At 69.0% G+C, this 23,906-nt stretch carries 24 protein-coding genes and 1 tRNA gene; 22 read left to right on the top strand and 3 right to left on the bottom strand.

All coding sequences use genetic code 11. The annotated features are described in order from the left end of the window. Window positions 1-27 precede the first annotated feature (27 nt). The 18 genes from AC07X5_RS23010 (at window position 28) to AC07X5_RS22925 (ending at window position 15,928) form a co-directional block, all read left to right on the top strand. Window positions 28-291, top strand: a complete 264-nt coding sequence (locus tag AC07X5_RS23010; RefSeq protein WP_409958903.1) for an acyl carrier protein — start codon at window positions 28-30, stop codon at window positions 289-291. 35 nt (window positions 292-326) lie between these two features. Next, window positions 327-878, top strand: a complete 552-nt coding sequence (locus AC07X5_RS23005) for a COG4648 family protein (protein ID WP_494771989.1) — start codon at window positions 327-329, stop codon at window positions 876-878. Window positions 879-940: 62 nt separating this feature from the next. Then, entirely contained in the window at window positions 941-2,668 is a 1,728-nt protein-coding gene (locus AC07X5_RS23000; RefSeq protein WP_494771988.1) for an ApeI family dehydratase, read from the top strand. Beyond that, entirely contained in the window at window positions 2,665-3,438 is a 774-nt protein-coding gene (locus AC07X5_RS22995; RefSeq protein ID WP_494771987.1) for a glycosyltransferase family 2 protein, read from the top strand. Before AC07X5_RS23000 ends, AC07X5_RS22995 begins: the two co-directional genes overlap by 4 nt. After that, window positions 3,435-4,430 (top strand): lysophospholipid acyltransferase family protein, encoded by a 996-nt coding sequence (locus AC07X5_RS22990; RefSeq protein ID WP_494771986.1) that lies wholly within the window; start codon window positions 3,435-3,437, stop codon window positions 4,428-4,430. Before AC07X5_RS22995 ends, AC07X5_RS22990 begins: the two co-directional genes overlap by 4 nt. A 45-nt stretch (window positions 4,431-4,475) precedes the next feature. Then, complete coding sequence (locus AC07X5_RS22985; RefSeq protein ID WP_409958913.1) at window positions 4,476-4,916, top strand: acyl-CoA thioesterase; 441 nt, start codon at window positions 4,476-4,478, stop codon at window positions 4,914-4,916. Continuing rightward, window positions 4,913-5,551 (top strand): LolA family protein, encoded by a 639-nt coding sequence (locus tag AC07X5_RS22980; protein WP_494771985.1) that lies wholly within the window; start codon window positions 4,913-4,915, stop codon window positions 5,549-5,551. The genes AC07X5_RS22985 and AC07X5_RS22980 overlap by 4 nt, the downstream gene beginning before the upstream one ends. Continuing rightward, window positions 5,548-7,902, top strand: coding sequence for an MMPL family transporter (locus AC07X5_RS22975; RefSeq protein ID WP_494771984.1), 2,355 nt, complete (start codon window positions 5,548-5,550; stop codon window positions 7,900-7,902). The genes AC07X5_RS22980 and AC07X5_RS22975 overlap by 4 nt, the downstream gene beginning before the upstream one ends. Then, window positions 7,902-9,176 carry an NAD(P)/FAD-dependent oxidoreductase gene (locus AC07X5_RS22970; RefSeq protein ID WP_494771983.1) on the top strand — a complete coding sequence of 425 codons (1,275 nt, stop codon included), beginning with the start codon at window positions 7,902-7,904 and terminating at the stop codon, window positions 9,174-9,176. The genes AC07X5_RS22975 and AC07X5_RS22970 overlap by 1 nt, the downstream gene beginning before the upstream one ends. Further along, the gene (locus AC07X5_RS22965) at window positions 9,173-9,757 is read left to right on the top strand and encodes a DUF3261 domain-containing protein (RefSeq protein ID WP_494771982.1); all 585 of its coding nucleotides are present in this window, start codon (window positions 9,173-9,175) and stop codon (window positions 9,755-9,757) included. The genes AC07X5_RS22970 and AC07X5_RS22965 overlap by 4 nt, the downstream gene beginning before the upstream one ends. Then, window positions 9,757-10,953 (top strand): beta-ketoacyl-ACP synthase, encoded by a 1,197-nt coding sequence (locus AC07X5_RS22960; protein WP_494771981.1) that lies wholly within the window; start codon window positions 9,757-9,759, stop codon window positions 10,951-10,953. Before AC07X5_RS22965 ends, AC07X5_RS22960 begins: the two co-directional genes overlap by 1 nt. 21 nt (window positions 10,954-10,974) lie before the next feature. After that, window positions 10,975-11,451, top strand: coding sequence for a hotdog family protein (locus AC07X5_RS22955; RefSeq protein WP_494771980.1), 477 nt, complete (start codon window positions 10,975-10,977; stop codon window positions 11,449-11,451). Window positions 11,452-11,509: 58 nt separating this feature from the next. Next, complete coding sequence (locus AC07X5_RS22950; RefSeq protein WP_409958927.1) at window positions 11,510-12,268, top strand: 3-ketoacyl-ACP reductase FabG2; 759 nt, start codon at window positions 11,510-11,512, stop codon at window positions 12,266-12,268. Further along, a complete protein-coding gene (locus AC07X5_RS22945) occupies window positions 12,265-13,512 on the top strand; it encodes a beta-ketoacyl-ACP synthase (RefSeq protein WP_494771979.1) in 1,248 nt (415 codons plus the stop codon). The genes AC07X5_RS22950 and AC07X5_RS22945 overlap by 4 nt, the downstream gene beginning before the upstream one ends. 5 nt (window positions 13,513-13,517) lie before the next feature. Further along, the gene (locus AC07X5_RS22940; RefSeq protein ID WP_494771978.1) at window positions 13,518-13,940 is read left to right on the top strand and encodes a hypothetical protein; all 423 of its coding nucleotides are present in this window, start codon (window positions 13,518-13,520) and stop codon (window positions 13,938-13,940) included. 81 nt (window positions 13,941-14,021) lie between these two features. Then, window positions 14,022-14,450, top strand: a complete 429-nt coding sequence (locus AC07X5_RS22935) for an excinuclease ATPase subunit (protein ID WP_494771977.1) — start codon at window positions 14,022-14,024, stop codon at window positions 14,448-14,450. A gap of 186 nt (window positions 14,451-14,636) precedes the next feature. Continuing rightward, entirely contained in the window at window positions 14,637-15,104 is a 468-nt protein-coding gene (locus tag AC07X5_RS22930) for an excinuclease ATPase subunit (RefSeq protein WP_494771976.1), read from the top strand. Then, window positions 15,101-15,928, top strand: a complete 828-nt coding sequence (locus AC07X5_RS22925) for a 4'-phosphopantetheinyl transferase family protein (RefSeq protein WP_494771975.1) — start codon at window positions 15,101-15,103, stop codon at window positions 15,926-15,928. The genes AC07X5_RS22930 and AC07X5_RS22925 overlap by 4 nt, the downstream gene beginning before the upstream one ends. A 10-nt stretch (window positions 15,929-15,938) precedes the next feature. Here the strand turns inward: AC07X5_RS22925 and AC07X5_RS22920 are convergent. Continuing rightward, window positions 15,939-16,015: transfer RNA gene (locus AC07X5_RS22920), tRNA-Arg, on the bottom strand. A gap of 183 nt (window positions 16,016-16,198) precedes the next feature. On the opposite strand from AC07X5_RS22920, the gene AC07X5_RS22915 reads away from it, so the two are divergent. The 3 genes from AC07X5_RS22915 (at window position 16,199) to AC07X5_RS22905 (ending at window position 20,067) form a co-directional block, all read left to right on the top strand. Continuing rightward, the gene (locus tag AC07X5_RS22915) at window positions 16,199-16,660 is read left to right on the top strand and encodes a hypothetical protein (protein WP_494771974.1); all 462 of its coding nucleotides are present in this window, start codon (window positions 16,199-16,201) and stop codon (window positions 16,658-16,660) included. 73 nt (window positions 16,661-16,733) lie between these two features. Continuing rightward, on the top strand, window positions 16,734-17,552 hold the full coding sequence (locus AC07X5_RS22910; protein WP_494771973.1) for a hypothetical protein: 819 nt from the start codon (window positions 16,734-16,736) through the stop codon (window positions 17,550-17,552). Window positions 17,553-18,312: 760 nt separating this feature from the next. Further along, complete coding sequence (locus AC07X5_RS22905; protein ID WP_494771972.1) at window positions 18,313-20,067, top strand: cation:proton antiporter domain-containing protein; 1,755 nt, start codon at window positions 18,313-18,315, stop codon at window positions 20,065-20,067. A gap of 135 nt (window positions 20,068-20,202) precedes the next feature. On the opposite strand, the gene AC07X5_RS22900 is transcribed toward AC07X5_RS22905, so the two are convergent. Beyond that, entirely contained in the window at window positions 20,203-20,526 is a 324-nt protein-coding gene (locus AC07X5_RS22900; RefSeq protein WP_494771971.1) for a hypothetical protein, read from the bottom strand. 208 nt (window positions 20,527-20,734) lie between these two features. Beyond that, entirely contained in the window at window positions 20,735-21,049 is a 315-nt protein-coding gene (locus tag AC07X5_RS22895) for a hypothetical protein (protein WP_409958948.1), read from the bottom strand. A 429-nt stretch (window positions 21,050-21,478) separates the two neighbouring features. Between AC07X5_RS22895 and AC07X5_RS22890 the strand changes: the two genes are divergently transcribed. After that, entirely contained in the window at window positions 21,479-23,608 is a 2,130-nt protein-coding gene (locus AC07X5_RS22890; protein ID WP_494771970.1) for a hypothetical protein, read from the top strand. Window positions 23,609-23,906: the final 298 nt, after the last annotated feature.

Raw genomic sequence — 23,906 nt, 5'->3', positions numbered from 1 at the left:
GCGGGCGGCATTCACGGAAAACCTGACATGAACAAAGAAGCCATTTACGAACGCATCGCCGCCATCCTGCAGGAGACGTTCGAAATCGACGCCGCGCGCATCACGCCCGAGGCCCGCCTGTACGACGACCTGGACATCGACAGCATCGATGCCGTGGACCTGATCGTGCAGCTCAAGCCCTGGGTGGGCAAGCGCCTGAACGCCGACGCCTTCAAGTCCGTGCGCACCGTGCAGGACGTGGTCGACGCGCTGCACCGGCTGGTGAACGACGCTTCCGCCTCCACGGCCTGAGCGGGGCCGGCTGCAAGCACGCAAGCATGCCCGCCATGCACAAGCTTGTGACCGCCGTGCTGGTGGTGCTGACGGTGCTGTACCCGCTGGGCGTGTACCTGGCCATGGGCCACGTGGCGCCGCAGTGGCTGGCCGTGCTGCTGGTGCTGCTGGCCATGGCGCGCGCCGTGGTCACGCGCCAGCGCTTCTGGTGGGCCGTGGCCTCGGGCGCGGCGGTGCTGGCCCTGGCCGCCTGGTGGCAGGGCGATGCGCTGGCCGTCAAGCTCTATCCGGTGCTGGTCAACGCCGTGCTGCTGGTGGTGTTCGCGGTGAGCCTGCGCTACCCGCCCACGGTGATCGAGCGCCTGGCCCGGCTGACCGTGCCGGACCTGCCCCCGTCCGGCGTGCGCTACACCCGCAAGGTCACCGCCGTGTGGTGCGCGTTCTTCGTGGCCAACGGCGCTGCCGCGGCCTATACCGCCGCCTTCAGCAGCAATGCCACCTGGGCGCTGTACAACGGGCTCATCGCCTATGTGCTGATGGGCTGCCTCATGGGGGGTGAATGGTGCGTGCGCCAGTGGGTGAAACGCCGCGGCGCCATGGCCTGAGCCCGGCCCAAGAAACTGCTTTCCCTGTTCCAACAACTCCAAGAATCCAGGAATTGAGCAAGGTGACTACTTTCTCCGCATTGTCCGATGTGGCCCTGCCGCAGGCCCGTGCCGCCGCGCACGGGGTTGCAGCCACCGGCGGGCGCACCGTGACGCATGCCGACTGGGTGCGCAGCGTGCAGGCCTGGTGCGCTGCCTTCCAGCAGGTGCAGGGCACCGAGGTAGGCCTGTATTTCGACGACCCGCTGGCCTTTGCCGCAGCCCTGTGGGGCGCCTGGCATGCGGGCAAGACCCCGGTGCTGGCCAGCGACCTGCAGCCCCACACCCTGGCGCATCTGCTGCCCCAGGTGCAGGCCTGTGCAGGCCAACTGCCCGGTGCCATCCAGCCCGACGAGTCCGGCGCCCTGGCGGTGGTGCTGCAGCCCCTGTCGTTGCGTGCGGCGCAGGTGGTGCTGTTCACCTCGGGCTCCACGGGCGTGCCCGAGCGCATTGCCAAGCACCTGTCGCAGCTCGATGCCGAGGTGCATGCGCTGCAGGCCGTGTTCGGCCCCCTGGCCCGGGATGCGCCGGGCCTACGCACGCTGGCCACCGTGTCGCACCAGCACATATACGGCCTGCTGTTCCGCGTGCTGTGGCCGCTGGCCGCAGGGCGGCTGCTGGGCATGGAGTTCGCGCGCTACCCCGAGGAACTGGTGGCCCAGCTCTTGCAGCCCGGGCCCACGCTGCTCATCTCCAGCCCCGCCATGCTCGGCCGCTTGCCGGAGCAGCTTGGCTGGGCGGCCGCATCGCAGGGCCTGCTCGGCATCTTCTCGTCGGGCGGCCCGCTGCCGCCCGAGGCCTCGGCGCATGCGCTGGCCTTGCTCGGCCATTCCCCCACCGAGGTCTTCGGCAGCTCCGAAACCGGCGGCATCGCCTGGCGCCGCCGTGCGGAGCAGGGCGATGCCTGGCAGCCCCTGCCAGGCGTGCAGGTGCGCCTGGCCGACAGCGGCTGCCTGTCGGTGCGCTCGGGCCACCTGCCCGATGCCGAGGCCTGGTGGGAGACGGCCGACCGCGCCCTGCCGCAAGACGGTGGCGATGGCGGTGCCGGCTTCGTGCTGCAGGGCCGGGCCGACCGCATTGCCAAGATCGCCGAAAAGCGCATCTCGCTGACCGCCATGGAAAACGCGCTGCTGGCCAGCGGCTGGGTGGCCGCGGCCCGGGCCGTGGTGCTGCAAGCGTCGCCCGCCGCCGCACGCGTGGGCATGGTGCTGGCGCTCAACGGCGCCGGTTGGCAGGCACTTCAGCAGCAGGGCCGCAAGCAGATGGGCGCCGCGCTGCGTACCCTGCTCGAACCCGTGGTGGACCGCGTGGCCCTGCCGCGCAGCTGGCGCTATGTGGCCGCGCTGCCGCAGAACGCGCAGGGCAAGACCACGCAGCACGACCTGCTGGACCTGTTCCGCCCGCTCATGCCCGCGCCTGAGTGGACCGAGCGCAGCGAACACCAGGCCACGGCCACCCTGCTGGTCGACCCCGGCCTGCGCGTGCTGGACGGCCACTTCCCTGGCGCGCCCATCGTGCCCGGCGTGGCGCAGCTGCACTGGGTGGTCACGCTGGGTCAGCAGGCCTTCGGCATCCCGGCCGCATTTTTGCGTGCCGAGGTGGTCAAGTTCCAGCAGCCCATCCTGCCCGGTACCCGCGTGCAGGTGCAGTTGCAATGGGTGCCCGACAAGGGCCAGCTGCAGTTCGCGCTGACCTCCGGCCGCGGGCCGCACGCCAGCGGCCGCCTGGTGCGGGGGGGAGAGGCCGCATGACGACCGCGTTCAACCCCGTCGCCATCATCCCGGTCTACAACCACCCCACCACCATCGGCGCCATGGTGCAGGGCGTGCTGGCCGCGGGCCTGCACTGCATGCTGGTGGACGACGGCTCCGAGCCCGGCTGTGCTGCCGTGCTCGATGCGCTGGCGGTGCAGCACGGCAGCCAGGTCACACTGCTGCGCCTGGCGCAGAACCAGGGCAAGGGCGGCGCCGTGATGACCGGCATGCGCCATGCGCTGGCAGCGGGCCACACCCACGCCCTGCAGATCGATGCGGACGGCCAGCACGCCGTGGCCGATATCCCGGCCTTCATCGCGCTGGCGCGGGCCCGGCCCGGTGCCATGGTATGCGGCGCGCCGCGCTACGACTCCAGCGTGCCCAAGGCGCGCCTGTACGGCCGCTACGCTACCCACGTGTGGGTGTGGATCAACACCTTGTCGCTGGACATCGAGGACTCGATGTGCGGCTTTCGCGTCTACCCGCTGCGCGAGGCCATCGCCGTGATGGACGGCGCGCGCATCGGCAAGCACATGGAGTTCGACACGGAGATCCTCGTGCGCATGCACTGGAAGGGCGTGCCCTTCATCACCCAGCGCACGGCCGTCACCTACCCGCAGGACGGGCTGTCGCACTTTCGCGTGTGGCGCGACAACGTGCTCATCTCGGGCATGCACACGCGCCTGTTCGGCGGCATGCTGCTGCGCAGCCCCGTGCTGCTGGCGCGCAAGCTCCTGGGCCGGCGCGGGGCAGGGCAGGCGGCATGACGGCCTCCGCGCCCAAGCCGCAGGCCGAAGCTGCTGCAGCCGCACCCGCCGCCCCGCACTGGGCGCAGCTGGGCGAGAACACCTTCGTCGCCGGCATGTGGCTGCTCTACCAGGTGCACCGGTTCCTGGGGCGCTGGCCGTTCCGGCTGTGCCTGTACCCCGTCGTCGCCTACTACTGGCTGGTGAGCCCGGTGGCGCGCCGCGCCTCGCTGCAGTACCTGCAGCGCATGCAGGCCGCCCATGGGCTGTGGCCCACCACACCGGGCTGGCGCCAGAGCCAGCGGCACTTTCGCATGTTCGCCGAGGTGATCCTGGACAAGCTCCTGGCCCTGACCGGGCGCTACCGCTTCGACAGCGTGGCCGTCACCGGGCGCGAGCGCCTGGACGCGCTGGCGCACACCGGCCAGGGCGCCGTGGTGGTCACCGCGCACATGGGCTGCATCGAGCTGTGCCGGGCCCTGGCCGAACGGCGCACGGGCCTGCGCCTGAACATCCTCGTGCACACGGCACACGCCGAGCGCTTCAACCGCGTACTGCAGCGCCTGGCCCCAGACAGCGGCGTGCAGCTGCTGCAGGTGACCGAATTCAACGCCGCCACCGCCATGCTGCTGGCCGAGCGTGTGGCGCGCGGCGAGCTCATTGCCATTGCCGGTGACCGCGTGCCCGTGCGCGAAAGCCGCATCACGCACGCCCCTTTCCTTGGCCACCAGGCACCGTTTCCCTGCGGGCCCTACATCCTGGCCTCGGTGCTCGAATGCCCGCTGTTCTTCATGGGCTGCGTGCACGAGGGTGCCGGCTATGCCGTGGAGTTCGTGCCGCTGGCCGAGCGCGTGCTGCTGCCGCGTGGCCGGCGCGACGAGGCCATGGCCGGGTACGCTGGCCTGTTCGCACAACAGCTCGAACGCATGCTGCGCAGGTCGCCCTGCGACTGGTTCAACTTCTTCCCCTTTTGGGAGCAGGGCGCGCCCGCGCGCCCTGCCCACACTGCATGAGCATGACTCACTTCCCCGCCACCACGCCCGCCCGGAGGCCCGCGCATGTCCACTGAGAAAGAACTGGCCTCGCGCGAGCGGCTGACCCACGAGATCGAGATCACGCCCGCGTTCTACGACATCGACGTGATGGAGATCGTCTACCACGGCCACTATGTGCGCTTTCTCGAGCTGGCGCGCAGCGCGCTGCTCGGCAGGTTCGACTACGACTACCCGCGCATGCGCGAGTCGGGCTACGGCTGGCCCGTGGTGGACATGCGCCTGAAGTACGTGCGCCCGGCCACTTTCGGCCAGGTGCTCAAGGTGCGCGCCACCATCACCGAGTGGGAGAACCGCCTGCGAATCGACTACCTGATCACCGACGCCGCCACGGGCCAGAAGGTCAACAGCGCCCACACCATCCAGGTGGCGGTGGACATGCAGACGCGTGCCATGTGCTTTGTCTGCCCGCCCGTGCTGTGGGAGCGGCTGGGGGTGGCACCATGAGAATCACTCTGTGGCTGCGGGCTGCTGTGCTGGCCCTGGGCGCGCTGGCGTTGCAATTGCCGGCCCATGCGGCGGAGCACACGGCGCAGGAGCTGCTGGCCCAGGTGCGCCAGCAAGTGAAGGATGCCCCCGTAGTGCGCGGCGGGTTCGAGCAGCTGAAAACCGTCAAGGGCTTCAAGCAGCCGCTGCGCTCCAGCGGCGATTTCATCGTGGCGCGCGGCAAGGGCATTGTCTGGCATGTGCTCAAACCCTTCGAGTCCACGCTGGTGGTGCGGCCCGACAGCCTTCAGTCGCGCGGCAGCGACGGCAAGCTCACCACCCAGATGCGCGCGCAGGACGAGCCCGTGCTGCGCACCGTCAACGCCATGCTGTTCGCCGTGATGTCGGCCAACCTGGCCGATCTCGCCCAGCACTTCGAGGTGACGGGGCAGGTGGCGGCCAAGGGCTGGTCGCTGCATCTGGTGCCGCGCGACCCCACGCTGGCCCAGTGGCTGGCCGCCGTGGACCTGCAGGGCAACCAGTTCGTGCAGGAGGTGAAGCTGCAGGAGGCGCGCGGCGACGCCAGCGTGATCCGCATCCTCGCGCCCGTGGCCGAGAACGCCCTGCGCCCGCAGGACGCGGCGCAGTTCGAATGAGCGTGCACTCCCCCGCGCAGGACGCCGCTCCCGGCTGGTTGTGGCGTGCAGCCGCGCTGGCCTGGCTGCTGGCGGTGCTGGCCGTGGGTGTGCACCAGTGGCAGTTCTGGAAGCACGACGGCATCGACACCGACGTGATGGCCCTGCTGCCCGTGAACGAGCAGGCTCCCGACGTGGCCCTGGCCACCGAGCAACTGGTGGGCCAGATGTCGCGCCAGGTGGTGGTGCTGCTCGGCGCGGCCGAGTGGGCCGACGCGCGCGCTGCCGCGCAGGTGCTGCGCCAGTCGCTGGCCAGCGGCGCCGGCGCGCGCCTGCGCGAGGATGCTGCGGTGGCGCAAAAGACCTCCATGGACGCCGCGCTGGGCTTCTACCAGCCCTGGCGCGAGCGCCTGCTCACCCCGCAACAGCGCGCCATGCTGGCGGGCACGCCCGACGCCGCCCTGGTGCAAAAGGCCCTGCAGGACCTGTACCAGCCCGCCGTGCAGGCCCGCCTGTCCGACTGGGTGAGCGACCCGCTTGGCCTGTGGACCCAGTGGTGGGCCGCGCGCGGCGCGCAAAGCCAGGCCCGCCCGCGCGACGGCGAGCTGTGGGTGGCGGCCGACGGCCTGCAGTGGGCCGTGCTGCAGTACACGCTGGAGGGCTCGGCCTTCCGCCTGTCGGGCGAGCCGGTGCTTGATGGCGCCTTGCAGGCCGCGCTGGCCCAGGTGCGCGCCCAATGGCCCGGCGCCCGCATGGTCACGGCCGGCGTACCTCTGCATGCCGAGGCCGCTGCCGTGCAGGCCAACTGGGAGATCAACACCATCGGCTGGGGCTCGCTCGCCGGTGTGCTGCTGCTGGCCTGGCTGGCGTTTCGCTCGCTGCGGCCTGTGGCGTTGGTGGGCGTGTCGCTGCTGGTGGGCTGCGCGGTGGCGTTGTCGGTCACGGCGATGCTCTTCGGGCAGGTGCACCTCTTGACCCTGGTGTTCGGCGCCAGCTTGGTGGGCGTGGCCGAAGACTATGGCATCCACTACTTCGCCAGCCGCCAGGGCGCGCCGCAGCGCAGCCCGCACGGGTTGATGCGCGCTCTGATGCCGGCGCTGTGGCTTGCCCTGGGCACCAGCGCCATCGCCTACCTGGCGCTCGGGGCTGCGGCCTTTCCGGGCCTGCGGCAGATGGCGGTGTTCTCGGTGGTGGGGCTCACGGCGGCCATGCTCACCGTGGTCTGCTGGTTCCCCTGGCTGGATCGGGGCCGCATGCCCGAAAGCCGCGTGGCCCGGCGCATCGGCCGGACCCTGATGGCCTGGCCGCGCTGGCGCCAGGCGTTGCCCGGCTCGCTGGCCGTGTGTGCGGCCATGGCGCTGGCGCTGTGGCTGCTGGGTGGCCTGCGCGCACAGGACGATGTGCGCCAGCTGCAGAACGGCTCGCCTGCCCTGGTGGCCCAGCAGCGCCTGGTGGGCGAGATGCTGGGCCTGCCCAGCCCCGCCCAGTTCTACCTGGTGCAGGGCGACACGCCCGAGCAGGTGCTGCAGCGCGAGGAAGAGCTCAAGGACAAGCTCGATGCCCTGGTCGCGCGCCAGCTGCTGGCGGGCTACAGCGCGGTATCCGACTGGGTGCCCTCGGCCCGGCGCCAGGACAGCGATGGCGAGCTGGTGGCGCGCGCGCAGGATGCCGTCTACCAGGGCGTGAACGCCGCGCTGGGCGAAAGCTTTGCCCGGGCCGCCACGCCGGCACCCGAACCGCTCACCGTGCAGGCCTGGCTGGCGCAGCCGATTGCAACCGCCGCGCGCCCTTTGTGGCTGGGCGAGCGCGAGGGCCGCTACCGCAGCCTGGTCATGCTGCGCGGCGTGGCCGACCTGCAATCGCTGCCCGCACTGGCCGGCGCGGCCCAGGGCCTGGAGGGCGTGGCCTGGGTGGACAAGCCGGCCGAGATCTCGGCCCTGCTGCAGCGCTACCGCATCTCCATGACCGAGCTGCTGCTGCTGGGCCATGCGCTGGTGCTGGCCGCCCTGTGGCTGCGCTTTGGCCGCAAGGCCTGGCGCGCCTGGATGCCCACCGTGCTGGCCAGCCTGGTGGTGGTGGCCGTGCTCACGGCCACCGGCGCGCCCTGGCAGCTGTTCAACGTGCTGGCGCTCATGCTGCTGCTGGGCGTGGGCATCGACTACGGCATCTTCCTGCAGGAGCACGAGGACGACCCCCATGCCTGGCTGGCCGTGGTCATCGGTGCTGGCAGCACCTGGCTGTCCTTCGGGCTGCTGGGCCTGTCGGCCACGCCCGCGCTCAAGGCCTTTGGCCTCACACTCATGCTGGGCCTGCCGCTGGTGCTGGTGCTGGCGCCGCTGTTTCGCAGCACCACCGGGAACAAGGAACATTGATGGCACAACGCCGCATCGAACAGACCGAGGTATTGATCGTGGGCGCAGGCCCCTCGGGCGCCGTGGCCGCCGGCCTGCTGCGCAAGCAGGGCCGCCAGGTGCTGGTGCTGGAGAAGGAGACGTTTCCGCGCTTTTCCATCGGCGAAAGCCTGCTGCCCCAGAGCATGGCCTGCATCGAGGAGGCCGGCATGCTGCAGGACGTGGTGGAGGCGGGCTTCCAGTACAAGAACGGCGCTGCCTTTGCCAAGGGCGATTTGCGCACGGAATTCGACTTCCGCGACAAGTTCTCGCCCGGCTGGGGCACCACCTACCAGGTGCAGCGCGGCGATTTCGACAAGGTGCTGGCCGACGCCGCCGCCAAGGCCGGTGCCGAGGTGCGCTACCGCCACACCGTGACGGCAGTGGATGTGTCGGGCGAGCAGCCCGAGGTGTCGGTCACCTCGCCCGAAGGCGAGGAGTACACCGTGCGCGCACGCTTTCTGCTTGACGCCAGCGGCTTCGCGCGCATCCTGCCGCGCCTGCTGCAACTGGAGCGCCCGTCGGACTTCCCTGTGCGGGGTGCGCTGTTCACGCACATAGAGGACGGCATCGCCCATGGCGACATGGACCGCAGCAAGATCCTGATCTCGGTGCACCCGGCGCACCACGAGGTCTGGTTCTGGACCATCCCATTCTCCAACGGCCGTTGCTCGCAGGGCGTGGTGGCCACGCCCGAGTTCCTGGCGCTGTATGAGGGCAGCGAGGTCGAGCGCCTGCGCGCCATCATCGCCGAGACGCCCAGCCTGGCCCACGTGCTGCGCAACGCCGTGTGGGACACGTCGGGCCGCTCCATCACCGGCTATGCGGCCAACGTCACCTCGCTGTGGGGCCCGGGCTATGCGCTGCTGGGCAATGCGGGCGAGTTCCTGGACCCGGTGTTCTCCAGCGGCGTGACCATTGCCGTCATGTCGGCCAGTCTGGCCGCGCGCTGCATTGATCGTGCCTGGCGCGGCGAGGCGGTGGACTGGCAGCAGGACTACGCCGTGCCGCTGCAGGCCGGGGTCAACACCTTCCGCGCCTTCGTGCAGGGCTGGTACGACGGCAGCTTCCAAGACGTGGTTTTCCACGACCGGCACAGCAACCCCGAGATCCGCCGCATGATTGCCTCCATCCTGGCCGGCTATGCCTGGGACGCGAAGAACCCCTATGTGGCCGAGCCGCAGCGCCGCCTGCAGGTGCTGGCCGAGCTGTGCCGCAGGCAGCAGCCGCCGCAACCGGGGGGCACGCCCGCATGAGGTTCGCCAAGGCAGGCCACCGGGCCGCCACCGTGTCGGCGCTGGCGCTGCTGGCAGGCTGTGCCTCCCTGAGCGCGCCACAGGCCGCGCGCACGCCGCCGCTGGCCCTGGCGCCCGCCGCCCTGCGCTGCGAGGTGGCGGTGCAGCAGCGCATCACGGTACAGCTGCCCGGCCGGCCGGCGCAGCAGCTCGATGCCCTGCTCGAGGTGGATGCCGACGCCGTGCGCCTGGCCTTCTTCGTGGTGGGGCAGGGCGTGGGCCGCATGGTGTGGGACGGCTGGCAGTGGGACAAAGACCTCTCGCGCCAGTGGCCCGCGCAGCTCACGCCCGAGCAGGTGCTCAGCGATCTGCAGCTGGCCTTCTGGCCCGCGCGCGCCGTGCAGCGCGCCGTGCAGCCGCCCTGGAGTGTGGAGGCATCCTCCACCGGGCGGCGCCTGCTGCGCAACGGCCAGGAGCAGGTGCGCGTGCAGTTCGTCGGCAGCTCGGCCGTCGAGATCGTCTACCCAGAGGGGCCCTTCACCTTGCGCGTCGAATCGCCCGGGGGCTCCCGACTGTGCGCCCCGGCGCAGGAGCCTTCGTGATGGCACGCCCGCATGTCTACCTGAACGCCGCCTCGGCCCACAGCGCGCTGGGGCTGGATGCGCCCTCCATGCGCGCGCAGCTGTTTGCCGCCACCGACCCCGCCACCCTGCAGTGGACCGAGCGCTATTCCCCCGGCCGTGTGCTGCCCCTGGGCTGCCTGCCGGCGCATGCCGTGCTGCCCGCGCTGGACTTTGCGCCCGTGCACCAGCGATCGCGCAACAACGCGCTGGCCTGGGGTGCCGTGCAGGCGCTGCAGGGCGATGTGGCGCATGCCATTGCGCGACACGGCCCCACGCGTGTGGCGCTGGTGGTGGGCACCAGCACGGGCGGCATCGAAGAAGGCGAGATGGCCGCGCGCCACCTGCTGCTTGAGGGCGACTTTCCGCCCGGCTTTGCCTATGCCGTGCAGGAGATGGGCAACGTGGCCCAGTTCCTGGCGCAGCAGCTCGGTATCCGCGGGCCTGCCCACACCATCTCCACCGCCTGCTCCTCGGGCGCCAAGGCCCTGGCCTCGGCCGCGCGGCTGCTGCAGTCGGGCATGGCCGATGCGGTGCTGGCCGGCGGCGTGGATGCGCTGGCGCGCTTCACCGTGGGCGGCTTCAGCGCGCTGGAGGCCGTGTCCGACCAGCGCTGCAACCCGCTGTCTGCGAACCGCCGGGGCATCAACCTGGGCGAGGCGGCGGCCTTCTTCGTGCTGAGCCGCGAGGCCGGACCGGTGCGCCTGGCGGGCTGGGGCGAGTCGCAGGACGCGCACCACATGTCCGCGCCCGACCCCACGGGCCAGGGCGCGGCAGCGGCCATGCAGCAGGCGCTCGCGCGCGCCGGCATGCAGCCCGCGGCCGTTGACTACGTCAACCTGCACGGCACGGCCACGCCGCACAACGATGCCATGGAAAGCCGCGCCGTGCAGAATGTGCTGGGCAGCGAGGTCGCTGTAAGCTCCACCAAGCCGCTCACCGGCCACGCCCTGGCTGCGGCCGGTGCGCTGGAGGCCGCCGTGGCCTGGCATGTGCTGCACGACAATCCCGAGGGCGTGCTGCCCGTGCACTGGTGGGACGGGGGGGCCGACCCCGCCATGCCGGCCCTGGCCGCCGTGGTACCGGGCACGCGGCTGTCGCGCGCGGCCCGGGCCGTGCTGAGCAATTCCTTTGCCTTTGGCGGCAGCAACAGCAGCCTGCTGTTCGAGGCCGCCTGAGGACTGACGACACACCGACCGATGAGCACCACCACCGAACTGTTACCCGTAGAGAACTATGTGCCGCACCGCGGCGCCATGCTGCTGCTGGACCGGCTGCTGGCCGCCGATGCGGACAGCGCCGTGGCCGAGGTCACGGTACCGCGTGGCGGCCTGTTCCTGCACGATGCCGGCATGCCCTCCTGGGTGGGCATGGAGTACATGGCGCAGACCGTGGCCGCCTGGGCTGGCTGGAACGCGCTGCGCAAGGGCCAGGCGGTGAAGATCGGCTTTCTGCTGGGGTCGCGCAGGTACGAGACCACCCAGGCCTTCTTCGCCCCGGGCGCAGTGCTCCGGATCCGCGTGGACTGCGACATGATGGGCGACAACGGACTGGGCATGTTCGACTGCCGCATCCATGGCGCGGATGAGAAGGAATTGGCATGTGCGCGCATTTCCGTCTTTGAGCCAGAGGACGGCAGCGCCTATATTTCCCCATCCGCCGGCACGGGCGCGTGACCGGGCGCGCCGGGCGGGCAGAAACAGAACAACACACAACAGGCAACCGACAGCGAGAATGACCGAGCAGACAACGAAGACAAGCACCACAGCCACCACCGTGCTGGTGACCGGCTCCAGCCGGGGCATCGGCCGCGCCATCGCGCTGCGCCTGGCCCGCAACGGCCACGACATCGTGGTGCACTGCCGCAGCGGCATCGAGCAGGCGCACAGCGCCGTGGCCGAGATCCAGGCCCTGGGCCGCGGTGCTCGCGTGCTGCAGTTCGACGTGGCCGACCGCGCCGCCTGCGCCGCCGCACTGGAGGCCGACATGCAAGCCCATGGCGCCTACTACGGCGTGGTCTGCAATGCCGGCATCGCCATGGACAACGCCTTCCCCGCCATGACCGGCGAGGAGTGGGACCGCGTGGTGCACACCAACCTCGACGCCTTCTACAACGTGCTGCACCCCGTGGTCATGCCCATGGTGCGCCGGCGCAAGCCCGGGCGCATCGTCACGCTGGCATCGGTCTCGGCCCTCATGGGCAACCGTGGCCAGGCCAACTACAGCGCGGCCAAGGCCGGGGTGATCGGCGCCACCAAGTCCCTGGCCATCGAGCTGGCCAAGCGCGACATCACCGTCAACTGCGTGGCGCCGGGGTTGATCGACACCGAGATGGTGAGCGAAGACGTGCTCAAGCACGCGCTGGAGATGATCCCCATGCGCCGCATGGGCACGGTGGACGAGGTGGCTGGCGCGGTCGCCTTCCTCATGGGGCCTGAGGCCTCGTACATCACGCGCCAGGTGATCTCGGTCAATGGGGGAATGGTCGGATGAGCAGTTCCCCAAGCAAACGCCGCGTGGTCATCACCGGCATCGGTGCCATCAGCCCGCTGGGCAACGACTGGGCCACGGTGCGCAGCCAGCTGCAAAGCGGCCGCAACGTCATCCGCCGCATGCCCGACTGGGCGGTCTACGAGGGCCTGAACACGCAGTTGGCCTGCACCGCCGCACCCTTCGAGCTGCCCGCGCACTACAACCGCAAGACCATGCGCAGCATGGGCCGCGTGGCCGTGATGGCCACGCGCGCCACCGAGATCGCGCTGGAGGGCGCCGGCCTGCTGGGCGACCCCTTCGTCAAGAGCGGGCAGATGGGCATTTCGTACGGCTCATCGGCGGGCACGCCGGCTGCCATTGGCGACTTCGGCCGCATGATCGCCGGCAAGAGCACCGAGGGCATCAACGCCAACACCTACATCAAGATGATGTCGCACACGGCGGCGGTGAACATCGGCGTGTTCTTCGGCGCCACGGGGCGCATCGTCACCACCTCCAGCGCCTGCACCTCGGGCAGCCAGGGCCTGGGCTACGCCTACGAGGCCATCCAGAGCGGCAAGCAGCTGGCCATGCTGGCCGGCGGGGCCGAAGAGCTCGACGCCATCCAGGCGGCAGTGTTCGACACCCTGTTCGCCACCAGCACGAAGAACGACACGCCCGAGCTCACGCCCCGGCCCTTCGACGCGGCGCGCGACGGCCTGGTGCTGGGCGAGGGCGCCTGCACCTTCGTGCTCGAAGAACTCGGCCACGCCCAGGCGCGCGGCGCGCAGATCCTGGGCGAGATCATCGGCTTCGGCACCAACTCCGACGGCACCCACGTCACCCACCCCAACGCAGCCACCATGGCCCAGGCCATGCGCATGGCGCTCGACGACGCAGGCCTGGCGCCGGGCGACATCGGCTACATCAACGCCCATGGCACCGCCACCGACCAGGGCGACATCGCCGAGAGCCATGCCACGCACGAGGTCTTCGGCAGCAAAGTGCCCGTGAGCACCCTCAAGGGCTACATGGGCCACACCCTGGGCGCCTGCGGCGCGCTGGAGGCCTGGATGACGCTTCAGATGATGCGCGAGGGCTGGTTTGCCCAGAACGCCAACCTCACCGAGCCCGACCCGCGCTGCGGCGCGCTGGACTACATCATGGGCCAGGCGCGCCAGCTCGATACCGACGTGGTGATGAGCAACAACTTCGCCTTTGGCGGCATCAACACGTCCTTGATTTTCAAACGATGGAGGGAGTAGCAAACATGGGTATTCAGAAGCACATCGGCCGCGGGACCGCCCTGGCCACGGCGGCCGTGCTGGCACTGGCCCTGCACAGTGGCACGGCCCATGCGCGCGCCGAAGCACTGGCCGACGCGCCGCAGGTCATTTTCTCGGGCGCCTATGTGCCCACCGCGGCGCAGGTGCGCGACCGCATCATCCTGGCCGGCCAGTCGCTGGGCTGGGTCGTGACCCGCGAAGCCCCGGGCGTGGTGGAACTGCAGTACGACAAGCAGGGCAAGCACATGGCGCACATCGCCGTACGCTATGACCATGCCGGTTACAAGATCGACTACGTCAGCAGCTATAACCTCAACTATGCCGAAGTGGATGGCAACCGCCGCATCCACCCCAACTACAACCGCTGGATCCGCAACCTCATCCAGCGCATCAGCGGCGGCGCCTGAAGCCGGAGCTGCGCCCAGGCAAGCCATTCGAAACCGCCCCTGCCGTGTGGCAGGGGCCAGCAACGCAACAGGAGAGTCCGCATGAAGCAATGGGTTCTGGCGCTGGCCGCACTGTCGGCCGTGGGCGCGGTACACGCCCGCAACACGGTGCTGACGCTGCCCCTCGATGAAGTGGTGCGCATGGGCGTGGAGCAGGGCAAGCTCGATGGCAGCGTGAAGTTCTATCTCTCGGGGACCAAGACGCCCAAGGTCAGCGCCCGCCTGGGCGAGGACATCGCCAACAAGAAGACCAACGGCGTGGGCAAGGACGACGCCTATGGCTGCAAGTGGGCCGCCCTGTCGGCGCTGATCGCCTTCCAGGAGTCGGCCAAACAAAAGGGCGCCAATGCCGTGGTCGACCTGCACAGCTTCTACCGGCGCGCCACCTACAAGAACGCCACCAACTACGAGTGCCATGCCGGCGCCGTCGTGATCGGTGTGACGCTCAAGGGGACTTTCGCAAGGGTGTGAGCACCCTGAGCCGCTTCGCGTCATCCCCCCAAGGGGGACGCCCCCGGTGCGGCGGGGCGGCCCTTGCACGGGGGCGCTTGCCTGTGCCGCGCCAGTTTCGTGGGCCGGTGCGTGGCGTGAAGTGCGCCGTGAGGAATGACGGATGATGAAAAACTCCATGAGAAACCAAAGAGGGAAGGAAAAAGCATGACCATTCAGACAACGACCGCCAGGCGGCTGACCCTGGCACTGGCCGCAGCGGCCGCCCTGTGCGCCACCCCGCTGGCGCAGGCGCGCGACCAGTTGTCGCTGCTGCCGCTGGAGGAAGCGGTGCGGCTTGGCCTGCAGGAGGGCAAGCTCGATGGCAGCGTGAAGTTCTACCTGTCTGGCGCACCCACGCCCGAGCTGCTGGGCGCCCCGCTGGGCCAGGAGCATGTCAACCGCCGCACCAACAACCCCGGCAAGGAGCCCGTGTTCGCCTGCCACTGGGCCGCACTGTCCGGCCTCATGACCCTGCAGGACAACGCCAAGGCCCGGGGCGCCAATGCCGTGGTCGACCTGCACAGCTTCTTCAAGGAAAAGACCTTCAAGGACCCGGTCAACTTCGAGTGCTACCGGGGCTCCATGCTCACCGGTGTGTCCCTGAAGGGCACCTACGTGCGCACGGCACCGTGATTGCGCAGCAGCAGCCGGCCGCCCTACCAGGCCGGCTGCGCCTGCTGCTGGCCGCGCAGGCCCCCCTGGCGGCCGTTGCCTGCCAGCAGGCAGTGCAGTGGCTGACCGGCAGTGAACAGGCCCGGCTGGCCGGCATGCACAACCCGGCGCGGCGCGAGGAGTTCATCGCCTGCCGCTGGGCCTTGCGGCATCTGCTGGCCGCGGGCAGCGACATCCCGGCCAGCGACTGGCGCCTGGATGCGCCCGAGGGCAGGGCGCCGCATTTGAACGCAGAGCACCATGGCGCCCAGACCGCGGCCGCCACCCACCTGTCCCTCACGCACAGCGGCGCCTGGCTGGCCTGCGCTGCAGCCCCTTACCCGGTGGGCATCGACCTGGAGGTGAAGGACCTGGCGCACCGGGGACGGCGCGACGTGCTTGCCCTGGCCGCCATGGCCTGCACGCCGGGGGAGACGGCGCAACTGCAGGCCCTGGATGAGGGGGCCGAGCGCCAGCGCCACTTCCTGCAGATCTGGAGCCTCAAGGAGGCGTATTTCAAGTGCACCGGCACGGGCGTGGATTTTTCGGTGATCCGGCGCATCGAGTGCATGCCCGCAGCCCAGGCCGGCCAAGGGCAGGTTCTGGCGCACGCGAGGTCATGGCACGGTGCCACAGCCGATGGCCATGGCGTGCTGCTTTCGGTGTGCAGGCTGCCGGGGGCGGACGACTCGCTGACTTCCGCTTCGCCCACCCAGACCGATGCGGGCATTGCGTGGCAAGGGGAGGACGCGTGGCACCTGGCCGGGCTGCCAAACTGGCAGGCAAGCGAATGCCGGGAGGGGTGAACAAGAAAAGTGGCCTGCCTGGAGGGACTCGAACCCCCGACCTATAGCTTAGAAGGCTATTGCTCTATCCAGTTGAGCTACAGGCAGACAGCGCCAACATTGCGTTTGGCGCTATTATTTTGTGGGCGTTGGCAGATTATTCCGCAAACGTCCGGATGTGCAGCGCCCGAATGATACCCGTTCGAGCAGGCAGGATCGGCCAAACGATGGGCCGCGCCGCGCTGTTCAAGCCACAACAACATGGATTGACTGACTATTGAGGGAGTGTGCATGCAAGGATCGCAAGACCATTGGGCTGCAGCGATGAAGGAGGCAGAGTCTCCTGCCGATAGGGACCCGGCCCTGTGGGCCAGGTGCTTTGCCGAGAACGACGGCGACGAGCAGCGCGCGAAGGCGGCCTACATACGGGCCAAGGTCGCGTCCAGTGCACCGCCGGTCGCTACCGAGGTGCCACCCCCACCCACCAACCCCCCGGGCAAGAAGCGGCTGCTTCCCTGGTGGGGGTGGGTGCTGCTCGCACCGGTGATTGCCATTGGGGCCTTGCTGATCATCGGGGCCCTCATGGGCGACAACCCGCAGCGGGATGCGCGCTGGAGGGACCAGGACGCCATCAAGCTGTGCTGGAGCGAACAGGGCCGCAAGTCGCTCGACGCGGCGACATCACGCTTCGTGGCCGGTGCCTGCGAGAAGATGGAGCGAGACTACGAAGCCAAGTGGGGGCGCAAGCCGTAGCCCCCTTCCGCGGGGTCCGCCGTGCCGCTTTTGCGGGGCCCCGGGGCATGCAGCAACTGAAATGGAAAGAGGAATGAAGTACTACACAGCCGCCTTGGCAGGCCTTCTGCTTGCCGGAGCCGTGCAGGCCCAGACACCCCTGGTACTAATCGAGGCCTGCAATGCCGTCCCGGCCGCCGACAAGCGCCTGGAGTGCCTCAAGGCCGCCATGGGGGCGACGGCAGTGGCGCCCCAGGCTGCCGTGATCGATACGCTGGAACAGGCGTTCGCCTCCATGCGTGCCGGCCTGGGCGTGGGGCTGTCCTACAACGACTACCAGTCGTCAGTGGTCACCTTGGCACGTGCGCTCGCGGTCTACCAGCAGCAGGGGAGCGCACTGCCCAGCACGGCGCTGGAAGAGGCCCTGGAAGCCTACAAGGACGCCGGCATCGTCTGGGGCCGATCCATCGAGTTCTATGCCCATAGTGACAATGTCCGCATCTACCCGAATGCACCGCCTGTGAGCAGAACCGGGTTGGAGGCAATTGCCTTCAAGTACAAGCTGCCCTTGGTGAACTCCAATTTCCTGGGATGGGAGAAGGGCGTGCCGGTGGAGTTTGCGCGTTCCAGCTTGTGGGGCATTGCGCTGGTCAAGGCAAAGCAGGGGTTTCTGGAAATCAGGGACCCCCATCCCACACCGAAGCCCCCGCCGGTATCGCTCGCCCAGGAGGCTGACATTGCCGCAGCCAACGCGCTCGCGAAGGAACAGCAGTGCCAGGAAAATCCCCAGGTCGAAAGGACCGGCCTGGCAGGTGTGGACACGCTCTTTGCCGCCGCGTGCACCAACGGCAAGCAGTTGAACATCGCCTGCGCATCGGGAATCTGCCGTGTGATGGCGCAGCCGATCCCATAGCAGATTCCATGGCACGCTGAGCCGTGCAGGCTCACGCAGCAGCCTTTCGGCCCGCAGGCCTGTCGGCCTGCCCGGGTGGGCGGCAGCCAAAGCGCTTGGCAAAGATCCTGATGAAAAATCGCAGGCCCTCGCTACCCTGCGCTTCTCTGCAGAACGAAGGAGGGACCCATGGGATTGATCATTGCCTGGATCATTCTTGCTGCCCTGGTCAGCCTGGTGGCCAGCTCGCGCGGGCGCAGTGCCTGGCCTGGTTCTTCATCTCGGTGATCTTCTCGCCGCTGGTCGGTTTCACCCTGGTGCTGGTGCTGCCCAAGCACGGCCTGGCCGCCTTGCCCAAGGACGAGGCCGGAGCCCATCACCGCCAACACCCATGTGCACTGCCCGGACTGCCGGGAACTGGTGCGCCAGGACGCACGCAAATGCAAGCACTGCGGTACCGGGCTGGTGCCGCAGTGATGTGCAGGGGCAGACGGGCAGGCGCCCTCCGGCTGTTCGGGGGCCGCATGGCCCTGCTCGGACTCGCACACTCAGGCAATTCTTGCCGGGCCTGGACGGCTGTCCGGGCTGTCGGGCCCGGGTGGAGGGTGTGTGGGTTGGCGCATCTCAGAACCAGTACCCTGATTTTGCACCCCATGCAGCTTCAGGTTATAAGATATCCATTCACGAATTTGCGATCCAGGGCATGCCTCTTGCTGGTGTGCCCTGCATGCGTGTGCGCACGTTCCCGCAACCACTGCTTACATAACAGCGTTCGATCCCCATGCCCCACAGCGTCAACCTCATCAACACCATCGCCGCCGCCCTGGCGCTGGCGCTGGCGCTGGGTTTTGTCGCCACGCGGCTGCGCCTGCCGGCGCTGGTGGGCTACCTGCTGGCCGGGGTGGTGATCGGGCCCTTCACGCCCGGCTTCGTGGCCGATGCGGGCATGGCCAGCCAGCTGGCCGAGATCGGGGTGATGCTCCTGATGTTCGGCGTGGGCCTGCATTTCTCGCTGGGTGACCTGCTCGCGGTGCGCAAGATCGCCGTGCCCGGGGCCATCGTGCAGATCATGGTGGCCACGCTCATGGGCATGGGCCTGGCCTACTGGTGGGGCTGGGGCCTGGGCGGGGCGCTGGTGTTCGGGCTGTCGCTGTCGGTGGCCAGCACGGTGGTGCTGCTGCGCGCGCTCGAAACCCTGGGCATTCTGGAGACCTACACCGGCCGCATCGCGGTGGGCTGGCTGGTGGTCGAAGACCTGGTCATGGTGCTGGTGCTGGTGCTGCTGCCGCCGCTTGCAGGTGTGCTGGGCGGCAGCAACGGCGCGGCCGGCGGCCATGGTGCCGATGCGCAGGACCTGCTCAAGACCCTGGGGCTCACCCTGCTGCAGGTGGGCGGCTTCGTGGTGCTGATGCTGGTGGTGGGGCGCCGCGTGTTCCCCTGGGTGCTGTGGCAGGTGGCGCGCACCGGCTCGCGCGAGCTGTTCACGCTGTGCGTGGTGGCCGCGGCCGTGGGCATCGCCTTCGGCTCGGCCGCGCTGTTCGGCGTGTCGTTTGCGCTGGGCGCCTTCTTCGCCGGCATGGTGATGCGCGAGTCCGAGTTCAGCCACCGCGCCGCGCAGGAATCGCTGCCCCTGCGCGACGCCTTCGCCGTGCTGTTCTTCGTCTCGGTGGGCATGCTGTTCAACCCCGCCGTGCTGTGGGACCGCCCCCTGCAGGTGCTGGCCGTGGTGGCCATCATCATGCTGGGCAAGACCCTTGCGGCCGCTGCGCTGGTGCTCTCGTTCCGCTACCCGCTCAACACCGCGCTCACTGTCTCGGCCAGCCTGGCGCAGATAGGAGAGTTCTCCTTCATCCTGGTGGGCCTGGGCGCATCGCTGGGCCTGCTGCCGGCCGAGGGCACCAGCCTGGTGCTGGCCGGTGCGCTGATCTCCATGGCGCTCAACCCCATGCTGTTCCACGCCATCGCGCCGTTGCAAAGCTGGCTGCGCAAGCGCTCGGCCTTTGCGCGCCGGCTGGAGGAGCGCGACGACCCGCTGGCCGAGCTGCCCATGAGCACCCACGCCAAGTTCCTCGCGCACCAGGTGGTGCTGGTCGGATATGGCAAGGTGGGCCGGCGCATCGCCGCAGCCCTGGCCGCCAACGACGTACCCTTTGTCGTGGCCGAGCAGAACCGCGAGCTGGTCGAGCACCTGCGCGGCAAGGGCATCGCCGCCGTGTTTGGCGACGCCGAAGAGCCCGCCGTGCTGATCCAGGCCCACATCGCCCGCGCCGCCATGCTGGTCATCGCCACCCCCGACACCATCAAGGTGCGCCAGATGATCGCCACCGCCACGCTGCTCAACCCCAGTATCGAGACCGTGATCCGCAGCCACAACGAGCAGGAGGCCCGCCTGCTCGAAGAGGAAAACGGCAGCACCGTCTTTTTGGCCGAAGAGGCGCTGTCGCAGGCCATGGTGCGGCACGTGTTGGAGCGGGCGAACGACATGGCGCGGCACGGGACTGCGACCACGCCCGCGCGCCTGCACGAGAGCGGCTGAGCGGGCGCCGTCTTCCAATCGCCCGGCATAGTGCCGTGCGTGCGGCGGCCCCACAGCCCCCCATCGAAGTGGTCGCCATGCACAGCCATGGTTGCGCAAGCTGCGCAGCGCGCGTGCAGTGATCGGCAATGCCGCTCACCTCGCAAGACCCGCAAGATTGCCGAACCCGAGCAGGAGTGCTGTCACTACCACCACAAGGACGAGGCTGCCCAGTGCCAGCAGGCACAAAGCCTTGAAGTTTCTGAAGCGACCACTGCACATCGAGGGGATCGCCATGGCGATCAGCGGGCATGTTGCAAGATAGGCGAGCACATTCGCCACGACGACGAGCGTGCTCGCATCGCCGCCATTCCAGTCCCCAAAAACGGGGTCCCGGACCACGGAAAAAATCCCGAACACACCGATCAGCCAGACAACCCCCATGCAACCGCCCAGCAGCACGCAATATCGGTTCTTCACGGTCCTGGCAGTTTGCGGCATCGGGCCTGGGGGTGCATTGCACTGTGTCAATTCAAAAAGGGCGGGGCCGAGACGAATGCTTCGGAGCTCGTGGGTCACGCTTGAGTTGGGGGCCGGCACCCACCGGGTCAATGGTAAAGCAGCTCCCAGTGGACAAGAGTGGCCGACAGAATTCAAAGGCCACGCGCCAGCCTGGCCATGCAGGCGGTCAGCCTTGGGTCTTCTTCCGCAAGGTGAACGCCCAGATCACCCAACCGATGCCTGCAGTTGCGGCAAGGCCCGCCACCCCGAGAGCGGTGCGTTGCGCAACTGCAGGGAGTGCGTTGACCATGCTGGCGCCCAGCTCGCAAGCCAGCTTGCGAGGCTGTACTGGACACTGGATCTTTGCGGGACCCGGTTCCAGGATCAGCGGCACCGACCCGTAAACCAGCATTCCCGCCATCGCCAGCAACAACAGCGCCGCCAGCCCTCTGAAGAAAGTCCGAACCTGGGTTTGGTCGGGATCAAGTTCGGGCGGAATCATGGGTTGCGATGGAGGCGGGTTGTGGGTGTGCCGGCGCGGCTGGTGTATCCGAGTGCAATGCGGCGCACCACGCTCAATTTGCGGTGCAACCCATCCATGCATCGGTGGTTTGCTTGCATCGACGATAAGCGAAAAATGCCCAACCCATACGGATGTACCCCACACCCGTTTGGTGCATTGACGGAGGGTATGCCGCACGCAGAGTGCAACTGCAAAAGCCGCTGAATTTGCCCAAGGAGATGCCGGATGCGAACCCAACACGGAATGATGGAGGGCCCCGTCCCCACGCGATCGCCAGCGCCTCCTTCACGCAGCCCTCACACACTTCATCCTCGCCTCACCGGCGGCCCGGACACTTTTTCTTTTCGCGGGCACTACCGCCGTACGGTGGCAACCGCCTTGGATCGCCACCTGGAAGAACGAGACCCTGTGAACCTTGCACATGCACGTGGACATGCACCCTCGGCGTCCGGCGCTGCCGCCGGCAACCCCGCCCATGCACTGCGCCTGACGCGCGGCATCGCGCTGGCCTGGATTTGCGTCTGCGCCGCCAACCCGTTGTTCCATGCCGTGGGCTGGACGGCGTTGAACAAGGAGGTCCGGGCAACCGATCCGCTCGCCTCGTGGCTTGCGTCCGCGTTGATCCCGTTGGCGGCCCTGGCTTTGGCCGCGCCGCTGCTGTTGCACACCCTGGTGCTGCGGCGGATGCTGCCTGCGCGGCCCTGGTGGCGCATTGCGATCGCCATGTTCCTGGCGTGGATGGCCGGGGCGATTGCGGTCGGGCCCCTGCTGCATATGGCACTGGCGCTGGTGCGCAGCATGCAGTCGCTGGCACGGGTGCAGGGGGGCGACCTCACCGCCCTGCCGTGGATGTCGGCGGCCGGCCTGCTTCCGATACTCGCCGTGAGCGGGATGCTGCTGCCCGCCTGGGTATTCGCCCGCATGGCCCATGTGCGCCCGGCGGTCGCATTGCGCGCAGTCATCGGGGCCAGCCTGGTCGTCGCCCCCTTGTGGGTTCTCTGGGCGCAGGCCGGGGTGGACGTCGAGCTGCTGTCCCGCAGCGCCATGAATGGCTGGACCTGGCAAAAGCGCGCCTCGGCGGTGCTGTCCCAGGCCCTCGCGCAGGCCATCTGGGCCGCTGCGGCGCTGCTGATCTTTGCGCGTGGCGTGGGTGCACCGCAAGCCCCGTGGCTGCAGTCACCGGGGCAGTACCGCAGGCTGGCGGCGGCTGCGTTGGTGGGCGCGGTGCTGGTGCCTGTGGTGGTGGCCGCGCTGGGGCCACGTGCGGCCGAGCGGCTGCAGTTGGCCGTGCAACGGGCATTCTCACCCCCACCAGACCGCGATGAATCCGAGGGCGAACCGCTGCTGCAATACGCCTACAGTGTTCCGGTGCGGGTGCGCGAGACGCCACGCAGGGCGTCGGTGTCGCCCGACGGCCGCTGGATCATCGCGGTGGCACGCGACCGCCAGGTCATCGCCATCGATGCAGCCACGGGTGCCATCGCGCACCGGCTGCAGGGCGGACTGGGTGCGCATGAATCACTCGATTGGGCCTGGAGCCCAGATGGGCGTTGGCTGGCGCTGCGCACGCAAGGGGATCGGGCGGCTGGTGCGCGCAGCCGCCACCAGGCCGCGCTGCGGTTGTACGCCGTGCCGGGCTTTGTGCCGGCCGGCGAGCACCGCCACACGGGCGACGAGTGCCATGCCGATTCCGTATCCTTCCAGGATGCCGTGCAATTCACGCAGGATGGCGCCACCCTGTGGTTCGCCTGTGGATCGGAGTACCGGCCCACGGCGGCCAACCTGCTCGCGGTGGAGCTACAGGTGCCGTCGCTGAAGGTGCTGGCGCAGCGCCGCTATGGCGATGCGGCGCCATGGCATGTGAGGGGATTGAAGCAGGTGGGTGGATCGGTCTGGTCCTGGCACACCGACCAGCAGCCTCCCTATGTGCGCTTTCGCGACCTGGCCAGGGACGATGTGCCCATCGTGCTGCAGCCCCCGCCCGATGGGCCGGGCCTCCCGCCGGATGGAACACTGCAGGGCTTCGCATTCGACCAGGCCCAGGGCGTGGCCCGCTTCAACGCCTGGAAGGAGGAGCGCCAGCGGCTGCGAACCTTCGACATGCGCACGGGCCGCATGGTGTCGCTGGTGGATGGCCCTTTGCCCCCGGGCCATGCGGGCTACAGCATCGAGTCCATTGCCAGCGGCTTGCGGGTGGAGCGCCGCGCGCACCCGGCGTCGCGTGCCGGCGAACTGCTCGCCGTGGACGCTGCCAGCGGCCGGGTGCGCCAGCGCATCCGCACCGTGGTGCAGTACCCCCTGGCCTTCAGCCCCGATGGCCGGCTGCTGGTGACCCAGGCGCAGGACGAGCTACGGGTGTACAGGGTGCAGCAGGCACCTGGCCACCAGGTTGCGGGGCTCAGCCATTCACCAGCAGATGCTTCCACGCAAACCCCTGCGGATTCCAGTGGCTCACATAGCACCCCGGGAAGTTGTGCGTCACCTGCAGCGAGGCATTGCGCCGCATCTGGTCCAGCTGCCGGTACTGGGCTTCGGTGAGCTGGGTGTTGCGCAGCACCAGGGACCAAAGCTTCTCGCCCATGGCCGACTGGAGCAGCGCTTCGTAGTCCTCGAACGGCGTGGCGAGCCAGTCACCCTCGGGCTGCATGAACGGGCCCAGCACGTCGCTGAAATCGAGCTGACGCAGGGCAGGGTACTGCGCCGCATGCCGCGCCAGGTGGCCGATGAAGCCGTTGGGGTTGTGGCCGGCGCCGATCTTCAGGCGCTGCAGCGCAGGCAGTGGCACCTTGAAGAAGGCCGGGTCGGGGGCCTGGGGCAGCTCCAGCGATTCGAGCGC

The sequence above is a fragment of the Acidovorax sp. GW458-11-26-14-TSB4 genome (assembly GCF_059423865.1).
Note: the sequence above shows the minus strand (reverse complement) of the source record. Positions and strands in the feature narration are given on the sequence as shown.

Excerpts from the sequence above, each read along its gene's own strand:
- AC07X5_RS22975 (WP_494771984.1), top strand. The coding sequence starts at position 5,548 with ATGAGCGTGCACTCCCCCGCGCAGGACGCCGCTCCCGGCTGGTTGTGG.
- AC07X5_RS22940 (WP_494771978.1), top strand. The coding sequence starts at position 13,518 with ATGGGTATTCAGAAGCACATCGGCCGCGGGACCGCCCTGGCCACGGCG.
- AC07X5_RS22980 (WP_494771985.1), top strand. The coding sequence starts at position 4,913 with ATGAGAATCACTCTGTGGCTGCGGGCTGCTGTGCTGGCCCTGGGCGCG.
- AC07X5_RS22905 (WP_494771972.1), top strand. The coding sequence starts at position 18,313 with ATGCCCCACAGCGTCAACCTCATCAACACCATCGCCGCCGCCCTGGCG.
- AC07X5_RS23010 (WP_409958903.1), top strand. The coding sequence starts at position 28 with ATGAACAAAGAAGCCATTTACGAACGCATCGCCGCCATCCTGCAGGAG.
- AC07X5_RS22965 (WP_494771982.1), top strand. The coding sequence starts at position 9,173 with ATGAGGTTCGCCAAGGCAGGCCACCGGGCCGCCACCGTGTCGGCGCTG.
- AC07X5_RS22995 (WP_494771987.1), top strand. The coding sequence starts at position 2,665 with ATGACGACCGCGTTCAACCCCGTCGCCATCATCCCGGTCTACAACCAC.
- AC07X5_RS22895 (WP_409958948.1), bottom strand. The coding sequence starts at position 21,049 with ATGATTCCGCCCGAACTTGATCCCGACCAAACCCAGGTTCGGACTTTC.
- AC07X5_RS22915 (WP_494771974.1), top strand. The coding sequence starts at position 16,199 with ATGCAAGGATCGCAAGACCATTGGGCTGCAGCGATGAAGGAGGCAGAG.
- AC07X5_RS22955 (WP_494771980.1), top strand. The coding sequence starts at position 10,975 with ATGAGCACCACCACCGAACTGTTACCCGTAGAGAACTATGTGCCGCAC.
- AC07X5_RS22945 (WP_494771979.1), top strand. The coding sequence starts at position 12,265 with ATGAGCAGTTCCCCAAGCAAACGCCGCGTGGTCATCACCGGCATCGGT.
- AC07X5_RS22930 (WP_494771976.1), top strand. The coding sequence starts at position 14,637 with ATGACCATTCAGACAACGACCGCCAGGCGGCTGACCCTGGCACTGGCC.
- AC07X5_RS23005 (WP_494771989.1), top strand. The coding sequence starts at position 327 with ATGCACAAGCTTGTGACCGCCGTGCTGGTGGTGCTGACGGTGCTGTAC.
- AC07X5_RS22935 (WP_494771977.1), top strand. The coding sequence starts at position 14,022 with ATGAAGCAATGGGTTCTGGCGCTGGCCGCACTGTCGGCCGTGGGCGCG.
- AC07X5_RS22960 (WP_494771981.1), top strand. The coding sequence starts at position 9,757 with ATGGCACGCCCGCATGTCTACCTGAACGCCGCCTCGGCCCACAGCGCG.
- AC07X5_RS22970 (WP_494771983.1), top strand. The coding sequence starts at position 7,902 with ATGGCACAACGCCGCATCGAACAGACCGAGGTATTGATCGTGGGCGCA.
- AC07X5_RS22990 (WP_494771986.1), top strand. The coding sequence starts at position 3,435 with ATGACGGCCTCCGCGCCCAAGCCGCAGGCCGAAGCTGCTGCAGCCGCA.
- AC07X5_RS22985 (WP_409958913.1), top strand. The coding sequence starts at position 4,476 with ATGTCCACTGAGAAAGAACTGGCCTCGCGCGAGCGGCTGACCCACGAG.
- AC07X5_RS22910 (WP_494771973.1), top strand. The coding sequence starts at position 16,734 with ATGAAGTACTACACAGCCGCCTTGGCAGGCCTTCTGCTTGCCGGAGCC.
- AC07X5_RS22950 (WP_409958927.1), top strand. The coding sequence starts at position 11,510 with ATGACCGAGCAGACAACGAAGACAAGCACCACAGCCACCACCGTGCTG.